General features: G+C 63.6%; 12 protein-coding genes and 1 riboswitch. Of the genes, 10 read left to right on the forward strand and 2 right to left on the reverse strand.

Translation table 11 applies throughout. From position 1 onward, the window contains the following. The first annotated feature begins 117 nt into the window (after positions 1–117). Together CXR00_RS13555 and CXR00_RS13560 are read left to right on the forward strand one after the other, a co-directional pair. A complete protein-coding gene (locus CXR00_RS13555) occupies positions 118–672 on the forward strand; it encodes a DUF421 domain-containing protein (RefSeq protein ID WP_104055089.1) in 555 nt (184 codons plus the stop codon). Positions 673–878: 206 nt separating this feature from the next. Beyond that, a complete protein-coding gene (locus CXR00_RS13560; RefSeq protein WP_104055090.1) occupies positions 879–1,082 on the forward strand; it encodes a cold-shock protein in 204 nt (67 codons plus the stop codon). Between the two features lie 87 nt (positions 1,083–1,169). On the opposite strand, the gene CXR00_RS13565 is transcribed toward CXR00_RS13560, so the two are convergent. Next, the gene (locus tag CXR00_RS13565) at positions 1,170–2,501 is read right to left on the reverse strand and encodes an LGFP repeat-containing protein (RefSeq protein ID WP_104055091.1); all 1,332 of its coding nucleotides are present in this window, start codon (positions 2,499–2,501) and stop codon (positions 1,170–1,172) included. Between the two features lie 237 nt (positions 2,502–2,738). Here CXR00_RS13565 and CXR00_RS13570 point away from each other — a divergent pair, with 237 nt between their 5' ends. Next, the gene (locus CXR00_RS13570; protein ID WP_181032564.1) at positions 2,739–3,677 is read left to right on the forward strand and encodes a LysR family transcriptional regulator; all 939 of its coding nucleotides are present in this window, start codon (positions 2,739–2,741) and stop codon (positions 3,675–3,677) included. 58 nt (positions 3,678–3,735) lie between these two features. Here the strand turns inward: CXR00_RS13570 and glsA are convergent, their stop codons facing one another. Then, positions 3,736–5,619 carry a glutaminase A gene (gene glsA, locus CXR00_RS13575; RefSeq protein WP_104055093.1) on the reverse strand — a complete coding sequence of 628 codons (1,884 nt, stop codon included), beginning with the start codon at positions 5,617–5,619 and terminating at the stop codon, positions 3,736–3,738. A 212-nt stretch (positions 5,620–5,831) separates the two neighbouring features. On the opposite strand from glsA, the gene CXR00_RS13580 reads away from it, so the two are divergent. The 7 genes from CXR00_RS13580 to CXR00_RS13605 all read left to right on the forward strand — a co-directional run bounded on the left by CXR00_RS13580 (position 5,832) and on the right by CXR00_RS13605 (position 12,341). Continuing rightward, positions 5,832–6,035, forward strand: coding sequence for a cold-shock protein (locus CXR00_RS13580; RefSeq protein WP_104055094.1), 204 nt, complete (start codon positions 5,832–5,834; stop codon positions 6,033–6,035). A 402-nt stretch (positions 6,036–6,437) separates the two neighbouring features. Next, positions 6,438–7,973, forward strand: coding sequence for an ABC transporter substrate-binding protein (locus CXR00_RS13585; protein WP_104055095.1), 1,536 nt, complete (start codon positions 6,438–6,440; stop codon positions 7,971–7,973). A 6-nt stretch (positions 7,974–7,979) separates the two neighbouring features. Then, positions 7,980–8,927, forward strand: coding sequence for an ABC transporter permease (locus CXR00_RS13590; RefSeq protein WP_104055096.1), 948 nt, complete (start codon positions 7,980–7,982; stop codon positions 8,925–8,927). Then, positions 8,924–9,751, forward strand: coding sequence for an ABC transporter permease (locus CXR00_RS13595; protein ID WP_104055097.1), 828 nt, complete (start codon positions 8,924–8,926; stop codon positions 9,749–9,751). Before CXR00_RS13590 ends, CXR00_RS13595 begins: the two co-directional genes overlap by 4 nt. Then, the gene (locus tag CXR00_RS13600; RefSeq protein WP_104055098.1) at positions 9,751–11,478 is read left to right on the forward strand and encodes an ABC transporter ATP-binding protein; all 1,728 of its coding nucleotides are present in this window, start codon (positions 9,751–9,753) and stop codon (positions 11,476–11,478) included. The genes CXR00_RS13595 and CXR00_RS13600 overlap by 1 nt, the downstream gene beginning before the upstream one ends. Positions 11,479–11,573: 95 nt before the next feature. Beyond that, positions 11,574–11,697, forward strand: a riboswitch (SAM riboswitch). Between the two features lie 30 nt (positions 11,698–11,727). Next, positions 11,728–11,904, forward strand: a complete 177-nt coding sequence (locus CXR00_RS18280; RefSeq protein WP_181032349.1) for a hypothetical protein — start codon at positions 11,728–11,730, stop codon at positions 11,902–11,904. Beyond that, on the forward strand, positions 11,901–12,341 hold the full coding sequence (locus CXR00_RS13605) for a hypothetical protein (RefSeq protein ID WP_104055099.1): 441 nt from the start codon (positions 11,901–11,903) through the stop codon (positions 12,339–12,341). Before CXR00_RS18280 ends, CXR00_RS13605 begins: the two co-directional genes overlap by 4 nt. Positions 12,342–12,426: the final 85 nt, after the last annotated feature.

The raw sequence follows: 12,426 nt of genomic DNA on the forward strand, positions 1-12,426 counted from the left end.
TATCGGCCCAGGCGGCTGCCGGTGCCATCCTCAGTTCAGCGTCGGCTTCCTGTTTATCTCCAAGCCGGCTGAGGGTCCGGGACCGGAATAAGGTCCCGGCCTTGCCCTGTAAGGAGAATGACCGTGTGGTCCCACAACCTCGGAATTTCACCCTTGGAGGCCCTCTGGGTCATCCTTTCTGCGACTGGTATATATGCCGCATTTTTCGTCCTGATCCGGACAGCCGGGCAGCGCGCACTGGCCAGCTGGTCCACGATGGACAAGGCCATTGTGATTGCTTTCGGGTCGGTGCTGGGGCGGGTGGTTTTGGGCTACACGCCTACCCTGGCCGCCGGCGTCATCGGCTTGGCAACTATGTTTGCCCTCTTCCGTTTGGAAGCCGTCCTGCGCCGGACCAGGCGGGGTGCCTACTTCTCCAGCAAACCGATCCTGCTCATGGCGGGGGAGCAGGTTCTGCAGGCCGGACTGCGTTCGGCCAAAATTGTGGAAGACGAGCTGTACTTCAAGCTGCGCCAAGCCGGCATCAGGAACTTTTCCGAAGTTGCGCTTGTCGTCCTGGAACCCACCGGTGATGTCTCGGTCCTGCGGCGCGGGGAGCTCATCGACCCGCTGCTGCTGCGCAGAATTCCCAACAGGGACAGCATTCCGGCCCACCTGGTGCTGCCCGGCTGAGCGGATCCAAGCTGCGGGGATGCCCCGTTTTGCCTTTCGGCAGATCTCGTGTAGAGTCTTACTCAGTTGTTGGTTGTTGCGCATTTTGTATTTCAAGCGGCGAAACCCAAACGGGCTAGCCGCTTTTCTGTAAAAGCGGTAAATGAACACCGCGACTGAAGCTCCCCGAAAGTCGGGACCAGCTTCACTCCAGAAGGAATATTAAAATGGCTACAGGTACAGTAAAATGGTTTAACTCCGAAAAGGGCTTCGGCTTCATCGAGCCCGATGACGGCAGCGCCGACGTGTTCGCTCACTACTCCGCTATCAACTCCAATGGTTACAAGTCCCTGGACGAGAACCAGAAGGTTAGCTTTGATACCGAGCAGGGCCCCAAGGGTCCCCAGGCTACGAACATCCAGGCGCTCTAATTTAGAGACTTCGGTTCAGTACTAGTACTGAATTGCCTTACAAAAGCAGGACGGGTTACCCGTCCTGCTTTTGTGTTTAACCGGTGCCTAGGCAGGAACAATGCCGTAGTACGCCTTATAGGAGGCGCCGGAACCACCAATCAGACCGCTCTCCACTTTGTACCCGATGTTGTGGAAGGTGGTATTCGGAGTTCGTGCGGCGAGCAACACCATCTGCTTGGCGGACAACGTCACGTTCCTACTCCCAATCCGGTCATCGCCCAGGTCCAAAAGGTCACTGATGGCGCCTCCGATGCTCGGCATCAGGGTCCCGAGCGCAGGACCGGCTATTGCTGCGATCACGGGTCCCGCAACCGGGATCAGGCCAAGCGCGATGGTGCCGGCGGCATGTACGCCCAGGACCGTCTTCTGAATGTCGTCCTTGTACTTGTCCGGATCACCGAAATCGCTTTCCATCACCACGGTGCCGATGTTCATGCCGTAAGGCCGCCCGCGGTAGATCTCCAGTAAGTCGGGATAGGACTCACCTGCGTCAACGTCCCGGTAGACCTGCGACCGGTGCACTGTCGCAGACTGAGGCGTGGTCAGGCTTGCGATGACGTACGGCTCGTCCTCGAATGAGCCCTGGTCATCGTCCGTCTCACCGAAACAGTACAAGCCGGTGTAGTGCACGACGACGTCGCGCAGGTCGATCGCGCCGGTGTCGGGCCACCAATAGATCCCGCCGTTTTGAAACTCATTGGCCCGTCCGCCTTCGGCAAAGTCCACCTCGTCGCTGACCGGATAACCAAGATACGAGGTTTCCCAGCCCATGGCTTCCCAGCGGGCACGGATGTCACCGTAAACAGCGTGGGCACCGGTCCCCGGAGTCCAATACACGGAGCCGGCGTTGCTGAAGTGGTTAAACCTCCCGACGCCGTCGGGCGTACCGGATTCATCCGTCACGGGATAGCCGAGCGGTGAGCGTTCCCATCCTATTTGTGCCCACTTTTCCCGGATGAGCCCCCAGATCCCCGCGGCACCCGTGGCTGGCGTCCAGTAGATTGAAGCTGTGTTGGCGTTGAAGTGGTTGAACCTCCCAACGCCGTCCGGGGTTCCGGTCTCGTCAGTGCAGGGTATGCCCCATGCCATGCCGCCCAGGGCGAGCCACTTCGCGTAGATGTCGCCGTGGATTTCGAATGCGGCGAACATGTCCGGGTTGTAGCAAAGGCAGGATCCGTTTGCGAAGGTCCAGATCTTTCCCTCCTCCTTGCTCACCGGTTCGCCAAGGGCGGCAGCTCCGCCGAGGGCGTCGTATTTCCGGCGCAGGTTTCCCTCCCCGGAAATCAGGGGAGGGAGCTTAATGCGGTCGGATATTTTTATTCTCCCGGTCCCCGGGGTCAGTGGTGTGCCGGCAGGCACACGGTGGGTATCCGGCATGATTCCATCTCCTTGCTTGAGGCGGCGCACCGGCCCGGGACGGGCCGTAACTGTTGCCGTTGTTCCCTCAACGTAAATCCGGTCAGCGCCCCTTCGTGGCTGCGTTTCCAAGGTGGAATCACCCCTCGACAGCGAGGGGAGGCAGGGCAAAAACACTGAACGGATTCCACGGCACACGTATCGTTTTTGGCCGTGGATCTCTAAAATGTGATGGACGGACAGGGCAGGAGCGCTCCCATGGACTTGGACCTGGCGTGCGTATCAAGTTTTCTGATTCTTGTGGACGAGAGGCATTTCGGCCGTGCCTCTGCTCGGTTGCACCTCTCTCCCTCAGCCCTCAGCAAAAGGCTGCAGCGGCTCGAGCACCAGCTTGGGACCGGGCTGGTGGAACGGGGACCCTCGGGCATGCTGGCCTTGACCCCGGCCGGATCCAGATTTGCCAGGGAAGCCGGACCCCTGCTGACTCATGCCGCCGCGGTCCGGCATGCAGCAACGGAGGCATCTGCTCCCTTCCGCGTTCGGCTGGGCTTCCCGGGCGTCATCGGCGAGCACATAACGCGAAGCGAGCTGGCTGAGCTTGGAGCCCTGATGCGGCATTTGGTGGCGGGGGTCGCGCTCAACTGCCGCGGCGTACCTTTTCATTCACTGACCGACGCAGTGCTGGTTGGAGCGGTTGATGTGATCCTGACGGCGTCACCGGTTCAGCATTCCGGCATCGATTCGAGTCCGCTCGTCACTGTGGATCGGAGCGGAATAGTGCCCGCCCGCCATGATTGGGCCAATGCCAGCGTTCAGGTTGAAGAGTTTGTGCAGGAACCGATGGTCTATGACTCGTCATTGCCGGCCGGCTGGATGGCGCAGTGGTATCTGGGCGATGTCCGGCCTGCTCAAGAGGCCAGGCTGGTGGATATCCGGGCCGATGATTCATCGGCTGTGCTGGCGAGCGTGGCAGGCGGCGCGGGTTTTGCGGCATTCCCCTCACCGTTTGCCGGGCACCTGGATCCAAGACTGGCGGCGGTCCAGCTGGTAGGCGTGCCCCCGATAACCTTCTTCGCCGGGTCCCGTCACGGGGACCACCGTGAGCCGGTCACGGCCCTCATCCACGCCCTTCGTACATTCTTCACACGGGCGGCGGGTCAGCCGCAGAGCGTGCGGCTTCCTGCAGCCGCCGGGTAGCAGAACGGCGCCCCCATCAGCGTCTGTGGACGGGGCGCCGTTCTTTTTTGTAGCCGAATCAGTCCCGGGCGCGCAGGGCACTTTCGCGCAGGTACTGTTCCACCCGCGTATAGGCGTCGCGGGTGAGAGCCTTCCAGAGTTCCACGGCCAGACGCGGATTCTCTTCCTCAAGGGTGTCCATGGCGTCAGCGGTGAGAACCTTGAGCCGAACCGGTCCGGCGGCCTTCACTGTTGTTTCCTGACGTTTGTCCGTGCCCAGAGCCATCTCGCCGAAGGTCATCCCCGGGCCCAGAGTGGTGAGTTTGATCCGGGAACCGTCCGGTGCCGGCATGGAGGTGGCAATGTTGCCGGCGACGATGAAGAACACGCCTCCGAAACGCTGGCCCACCCGCCGGACCACGTCGCCGTCGTCGTAAGAACGCTCTTCCATGAGGTCCTGGACGGTTTGGGCATCCTCGGGATCCAGCTGGTTTAAGGCCGGCGAATCGACCGGCTCCATGACGTCCGGGAGCACCAGTTCACTGCCGTAAGCATCAATGAGATGTGTCTCGCAGTATTCAACGGCAGCGTTGCGGGTGGGGAAGGACGGAACCTCGCGGCCGCGTGCGGCCAAATCTTCGGTGACGGTTCCTTCGCCGTCCACCAGCACCAGGCCCCGTCCGTTCAGCGCCAGCATTTCGGCGGACTCGGCGAACAGGCGAAGGGCAACCTCGGAGACTTCGTCAACGCTCCGCAGGTCCAGGATCACCATTTCGACGTCGTCGTCCAGGTTGGAGAGCGCCCGCACCACCGACTCAGCACCGGCAAAGAGAAGATCCCCGTTGAGTTCCAGGACCTGGGCGCGGTGGCCGTGGCTGCGCAGCACCTCAACGGCTTCGTCTGTGCGCCGGATACCCGACGGCGCGGCGGTGATGTCATAGACGTTGCGGATGGCAGAACGGCCGGTGCGGGCAGCGCGGACAAAGTGCAGCTGCATGTCGTGGGAGATCCGCTGGCTGGTGGCAACCCCGCGGACACTGGAGCCGTGGGCGTCCAGCGGAGGGGAATAGACCGCCAGTCCAACCTGCCCGGGCAGCACCGCGATGGTTCCGCCGCCAACCCCGGACTTGGCCGGCATACCCACGCTGGACAGCCAGGCGCCGGCGTCGTCATACATGCCACAGGTGGTCATGACGGAAAGCACCCGTTCCACCGGTTCAATCTCCAGTACCTGATCGCCGGAGAGCGGGTTGCGGCCGCTGTTGGCCAGCGTAGCGGCCATCATGGCCAGGTCCAGTGCATTGACCATCACCGAGCATTGGCGGAAATAATCCTTGATGACCGGAGCCGGGTCGGATTCGATGATGTCAAAGGAGCGCAACAGGTACGCGAGAGCGTGATTGCGGTGGCCTGACTTTAATTCCGACCGGTAAATCCGTTCACTGACGGACAGCTGGCGCCCGGCGAAGGCGGAGTACGTGTTCAGGATCCGCTTGAAGCGGGTGCTGCCGCCGGAGCCGCGGACCAGGGAGGTGGCAGTGAGGGCGCCGGCGTTAATCATGGCGTTGGCAGGCCGCCCGGTGCCTTCGGCAAGGGAGATCTCATTAAAGGAATCCCCGGAGGGTTCCACATCCACCTTCGCGTCCACGGCGTCCATTCCCCTGTCGGCCAGGGCCAGCCCGTAGGTGAAGGGTTTGGAGATGGACTGGATGCTGAATTCCTCCCGGGTGTCGCCTACCTCGTAGACATATCCGTCGGCCGTGGCCAGCGCAATGCCGAAGTTATTCGGGTCCACATTCGCCATGGCAGGAATGCTGCTGTACGGCTTGCCGTCCTTGAGTTCCGCTATTTCGGTGTGAATCCTGCGGAGGTATGTCTCGATGGGGGAGGAGCCGGGATAGGAGCCGGACGCGGACGGGGACGTCGCCGCGTGAGCGGCAGTCACGGAGGAAGTGGAACGCATCTCTCAAGCCTAACGAGTAGCGCGGAAAGGGGGTGACGCCTGGGAGGCCTCTGTGTATACTAATTTCAGTTGCAGTGTTGCGCATGTTGATAGTCCAAGCGGCGAAACCCACATCAAGGGCCAGCCGCTTTTTCTGTAACATGCCGCGTACGGCACAGCAACGTGAAACTCCTCGAAGGTCGGGGGTGGTTTCTTTAGAAGGATGATTAAAAATGGCAACAGGTACCGTGAAATGGTTCAACTCCGAAAAGGGCTTTGGCTTCATCGAGCCCGATGACGGAAGCGCCGACGTTTTCGCTCACTACTCCGCTATCAACTCGAGCGGCTACCGCTCCCTCGAAGAGAACCAGAAGGTTAGCTTCGATACAGAGCAGGGCCCCAAGGGTCCCCAGGCCGTAAACATCCAGGCCCTCTAAATCTAGACTTTGGGTTCCCCCGGGAACCGGCTTGAATAAGTTGCAGGACGGGAAGAAATTCCCGTCCTGCTTCTGCGTTAACACCTCGTTCTGCAGGTGTCCGGCGTCTGGAACAGCGGCTACTTGCCTTTACGGGTGTGGGACCGGTAACAGCCCGCATCTTATGGAACGGATTCCCCAGCAGCACAACGGGACCTCCTAGCCTCACAACTTGGTCAGCGGCCCGCCTTCCGCGGCCGCCGAAATCACTGCCGGCACCAGTGCCCCGCGGCGCTTCGGCCGTGCCGAGACGATTTCCGCTCTGTTCCCGAGCGAGTTCATACTATGTAGGACAACATTTGGCGCGGACGCATTGTCCGCAGCCGTCCGGGCACCGCCCGCCCCACCGATGGAGAACAAAAGATGCGCCGAATTCCCGTCCGCTCGTCGGCTGCCCTTCTGCTGACGGCGCTGACACTCAGCGCCTGTTCCGCAGGATCGGGCGCCGGCCAAAGCGGCTCCGGCCAGGACGGTGCGGGGAACGGTCAGGAGAGCGGCGGCGTCGTCGTCGCATTGACGGGTGAACCCGCAAACCTGGACTTCACCACTACGGCCGGCGCTGCCATTCCGCAGGCGCTGATGGCCAACGTGTATGAGGGACTCGTGGAAATCGACCAGGACGGACAGATCCAGCCGCTGCTCGCGGAGTCCTGGGACATCAGCGGGGACCGGACTACTTACACTTTCACCCTGCAGCCGGGAGTGATGTTTTCCAACGGGGAGGCCTTCACTGCCGACGACGTTAAGTTCAGCCTGGAACGGGTGAAGTCAGACGCGTGGCTGTCCAGCCTGAAATCCAAGATGGATGTGGTGGAATCCGTCACCGTCCTCAGCGACACCGAAGTGAGTGTGAAGCTGTCCCGCCCGTCCAATGCCTGGCTCTTCGACCTGGGCACCCCCGTGGGCGCCATGTTTGATGAAAGCGGCGTCGCGGACCTGGCGTCCACTGCCATCGGCACCGGACCCTTCACCGTCCAGGCCTGGAACCGCGGCGAATCCATTGAATTGGCGGCGCGGTCCGATTACTGGGGGGAGGCGCCCAAGGTGGAGAGTGCAACCCTGCGCTACTTCGCGGATGCCGTGGCCACCACCAACGCCCTCCGCTCCGGAGACGTGGACGTGGTCTACAACATGCAGGCCCCCGAACTGCTGTCCAGCTTCGCGGATGACGACTCCTTCCAGGTTCTTGAGGGAACCTCCAACGGCGAAATCATGCTGTCCATGAACAACGCCCGTCCTCCGTTTAACGACGTGCGCGTCCGCCAGGCCGTGCTGCATGCAGTGGATCGCCAAGCCGTTCTGGACACGGCCTGGAGCGGCTACGGAACGCTGGTGGGTGGACCCGTGCCGCCCACCGACCCTTACTATGAGGACCTCAACGACACCTATCCCTACGACCCCGAAAAGGCCCGTGCGCTGCTGGCCGAAGCCGGCGCGGAAAACCTGGACGTCACCTTCACGGTGCCCACCCGCCCGTACGCCACGGCTGTGTCTGAAATTGTGGTGTCCCAGCTGGCCGAAGTGGGCATCAACGCCACCATTGAATCCGCCGAGTTCCCCGCCGTCTGGCTGGACAAGGTCTTCACCCGCCACGACTACGACATGTCAGTGGTCCTGGCCGTGGAGAGCCGCGACCTGCTCACCATGTTCAACAACCCCAATTACTACCTTGGCTACGACAACACCAAAATCAAGGACGCCGCGGCAGCAGCGGATGCCGCGGATGAAGCCGGCTACATTTCCGGCATGCAGCAGGTGGTGCGCACCATCAACGACGACGCCGCCGCGGATGTCCTGTTCCTGTTTCCCAACATTGTGGTGGCCAAGGCCGGCGTGACCGGCATTCCCGCCAACTCGGTCACTGAAGCGCTGGACCTGGGCTCAGCAGGGTGGCAGTAGCAGGCCGTGGGAATCCGCCTGCTGATTAACGCTGCCCGGTTTGCCGCCACGTTCCTGGCGGCCACCGTGGCCGTGTTCCTCTTCATGCGTGCCATCCCCGGCGATCCCGCCCAGATAGCCCTGGGCGTCAACGCCACCCCGGAGTTGCTGGAGCAGACCCGCCGGGAGTTCGGCACCGACCGACCGCTGCCGGTGCAGTATCTCGACTGGGTAGGGGGACTGTTCCGGGGTGACTTCGGGGTTTCCTACGTCACCCGCCAGGACATCAGCCCCCTGCTGCTGGACCGCCTGCAGGTCTCGCTCATCCTTGTGGGGCTGGCCATGGCCGCGGCGCTGGTTATCGCCGTGCCCTTCGGGACCATTGCCGCGCTGCGGCACCGCAAACCCAGTGGAGTCCTGCTCAGCGGGCTGAGCCAGCTGGGCGTGGCGGTGCCGGGCTTCCTGGCCGGGATCATGCTGGTGGTGGTCTTTGCCGTGGGGCTGGGCTGGTTCCCGGCCAACGGCTGGACTCCGCCGGGCGTGGACTTTGCCGATTTCCTGCACCGGGTGACCCTGCCGGTGCTCGCCCTGGCTTCCGTCCAAGGCGCTGTCCTGACCCGCTACGTCCGGTCCGCCGTCCTGGAAGTCATGAGCGAGGACTATCTGCGTACTGCCCGGGCCAAGGGGCTCGGCAAACTGGAAGCACTGGTTCGGCACGGGCTGCGCAATGCCGCGGTTCCGGTGCTGACGGTCGCCAGCGTACAGTTGGCGGCACTGATCATTGGCGCCGTGGTCATTGAACGCGTCTTCGTCATTCCCGGCCTGGGGTCCATGCTCCTGGACGCCGTGGGGAACCGGGATCTGCTTACCGTCCAGTCGGTGGTGATGGTCCTGGTGGCCCTCACCCTGATCATCAACCTGGCCGTTGACGTCCTGTATACGATCATCGATCCCCGGCTGAGGAAACGCTCATGAGGACCGCCCGCAGGATCTCTCCCACGCTGCTGGTCGGAGCCGTGCTGGTCACGGTGGTGCTGCTGGCGGCACTGGTGTCCTTTTTCTGGACGCCCTACGATCCGGTCCGAGCATTTCCCGCCGACCGGCTGCAGGGCTCCACCCCCGATCACCTGATGGGCACGGACCGCTACGGGCGGGACGTTTTCTCCGGCATCCTCTATGGAGCCCGCATCACGCTGTCGGTGGGGCTGGTCGCCGTGGGCATCGCCGCCCTCATCGGCACCCCCATCGGTATCCTGGCCGGCATGCGCCGGGGCGCAGTGGACGAAGTGGCGATGCGCGGCGCGGACATCCTGCTGGCCTTCCCCGCCCTGTTGCTGGCGATCATGTTCGGCGCGGTGTTCGGCGGGGGAACGACGACGGCGATGGTCGCTATCGGGATTGGCTCCATTCCCGGCTTCGCCCGCGTTGCCCGGTCCGGCACCCTGCAGGTCATGAGCACCGAATACGTGCTGGCGGCCCGGGCAGCCAGCCAGCCGGCGCTGCGCATCGCCCGCCGGCACGTCCTGCCCAATATTGCCGGGATGGTGGTGGTGCAGTGCTCCGTCACCTTTGGCCTGGCCGTCCTGGCAGAGGCTGCGCTGTCCTTCCTGGGCCTGGGAACGCCGCCGCCGGTGCCGTCCTGGGGCCGGATGCTGCAGGAGTCCCAGCAGTTTCTGGGCACCTATCCGTCGCTGGCGATCTGGCCCGGAGCGGCCATTGCCGTGGCGGTGCTGGGCTTCAATCTGCTGGGCGACGGCCTGCGGGACCGGTTCGATCCCAAACTGAACGGAGAACGCTGATGTCAGCACCGCATGCGGCATCTGTGCCCCTGTTGGAGGTCACAGGGCTGAAAGTCAGCGCCGGAAGCCGGGTGCTGGTGAAGGATTTTGCCCTTTCCCTGTCCCGCGGTGAACGCGTGGGCCTGATTGGAGAATCCGGGTCGGGAAAATCCGTGACAGCGGCCGCTCTCATGGGACTGTTACCGGACGAGCTGCGGACCAGCGGATCGGTCCGGCTGGACGGCGTTCCGCACAATCTGGTGGGAGCTTCCGACCGCCAGATGAGCCGCATCCGCGGCCGGCGGACGGGAATGGTGTTTCAGGAGCCGCTGAGTGCCCTGAACCCGCTGATGCGGGTGGGCCGTCAGGTGGCTGAGGCGCTGACCCGGCACGGAACCCTCCGCGGCCAGGCCGCCGTGGCGCGCAGTGTTGAGCTGCTGACGTCCGTACAGTTGCCGGATCCGGCCGAGGCTGCCCGCGCCTATCCGCACCAGCTTTCGGGCGGGCAGCGCCAGCGCGTCATGCTGGCCATGGCGCTGGCCAATGACCCGGACCTGCTGATCTGTGATGAACCGACCACCGCGCTGGACGTAAGCGTGCAGCGCCAAATGCTGCAGCTGATCTCAGAGGGTGTCGCCCGGCGCGGGAGCGGGCTGCTGTTCATCACCCATGACCTGGCCGTGGCGGCCAGCATCTGTGACCGCATTCTGGTGATGCGCGACGGCGTGCTGGTGGAACAGGGACCCACTGCGGACGTGTTTGTCTGGCCGCAGCACGAATACACCCGCGGGTTGCTGGCAGCTTCGGATCTGGAGGCCACGGACAGTTCCGGACGGTTGTTCACGGTTTCATCTGCGGCCGGGTACGTTCCGGGGGCTGCGCGGGAGCAGGCACCTGCAGCGCCGGCGGTCACAGCGCCCTCGGACTCTAAGGGCGCAGAGCCGTTGATCCGGGTGAACGGGCTCAACCGCACCTACCGCCGCGGGCGCAGTTCCCTGTTCCGCGCTCCTGCGGAGGTGGCCGCCCTGCGGGACGTGTCCTTCCAGGTTGCCGCCGGTCAGCGCTTTGGCATCGTAGGGGAGTCCGGGTCCGGCAAGTCCACCCTGCTGCGGATCCTCGCAGGTCTGGACCAGCCGACGTCGGGCTCCGTGCAGGTGGCTGGCAATGAAGTGGGCGGTGCGAAAGAGAACCAGCTGCTGGAACTGCGCCGGCAGCTGCAGATTGTCTTCCAGGATCCGATGGGATCCCTCAATCCCCGCATGCGCGTGCGGGATCTGGTTGCTGAACCGCTGCTGCTGCCCGGCGAGCCGGTGGCTGCCCGGCACCATGCCGGCAAGGTAGCGGAAATGTTGAACGCGGTGGGCCTGCCTTCGGATGCCGCGGAGCGTTTTCCGCACCAGTTCTCCGGCGGTCAGCGCCAGCGGATCGCCATAGCGCGTGCCCTGATCTGCGAGCCCCGCATCCTGGTTGCCGATGAGCCGGTCAGCGCCCTGGACGTTTCAGTGCGGGCGCAGGTGTTGAACCTGCTCTCTGATTTGGTGGACAAATATCGGCTCACGCTCGTGTTCGTTTCCCACGACCTGGGCGTCGTGAAACACCTGTGCGACACGGTGGCCGTCATGCATCAGGGGCGGATCGTGGAGTCCGGTCCAACCGGACAGGTTTATGCCGCTCCGGAGCACGAGTACACTCAACGGCTCGTGGCCTCGTCGCTGTCCCTGCATGCCGGCTCTCCGGCGCGGACCTAGTCCACACCTCGGGCACGAAACTTCACACGTCGGGCACAAGACACAGAAGGCAATACGGCCGGCACAGCGGCAAAACTGGCTATACTTCCAAGCAGCTTCAAGAACTGCGGCCGCCAAGCTCCGACTTGGCCGCATACCAACCCCACGCTCGTTGGGTGGTTCGGATGAAGAAGTGGCCTGCACTCGCCCTCGGGCAACCGGTGCGGGCAAGAGCACGCCGAAAGGACCGGCGCACGTCGCCGTATTCTCATGGACAATTCCGTTTATGCCGCTGACCGCCCTGCCGCAGGCAGGCCTGCTGGCACCGCTGATCCCCGCCGCGCAGCAGAACCCCGGGGAGTTTCCCTTTCGGATTACCGGGTTATCACGGCGGCCCGCCAGGAGTTTCTGGACTTCCTGCTGGCCCGTGCCGAGCATCCGGCATGAACGGGCAGTCCGGGCTCCTGCTGGACACTGCCGTTCTGGCTGACATCCGAAGCCCTGATCCCAGCGCGGCTCTGCGGGATTTTCTGCGGTGCCGCAGCAGCCTGCGGATCTTCATCTCGGCGCTGACCCTGGGCGACCTGCCGAAGCCGGACCGCGCCTGGCTGCAGGAGCTCACCGGCCGCTTCGGCTGCCATATCCTGCCGGTGGATCCCGGGGTGGCACTGGCGTCCACAGGACTGGACCACGACACCGGCACTCTCACCGTGGTGGTGGCTGCGACCGCCCTGCACCATGACCTGACAGTGGTGACCGACCGGCCGGAGGATTTCCGCCGGTTGGGAGCCGCCGCAGTTGACCCGTGGCACGCTGCACCGGTGCCACCTGCGCATCCGCCCCAGGGCGAGGGTACCGACGCAGGAACCGGTGTAACCGCATAGTCCTCATTCAGGGAATAGTCAAGGGTTGTGGGAGAATACATACATCCCAGTGACCGTCAGCACACCTGCTTTCGGCTGCCCAAAA

This window comes from Arthrobacter sp. 9E16, from assembly GCF_002929435.1.
Classification (GTDB): domain Bacteria; phylum Actinomycetota; class Actinomycetes; order Actinomycetales; family Micrococcaceae; genus Arthrobacter_B; species Arthrobacter_B sunyaminii.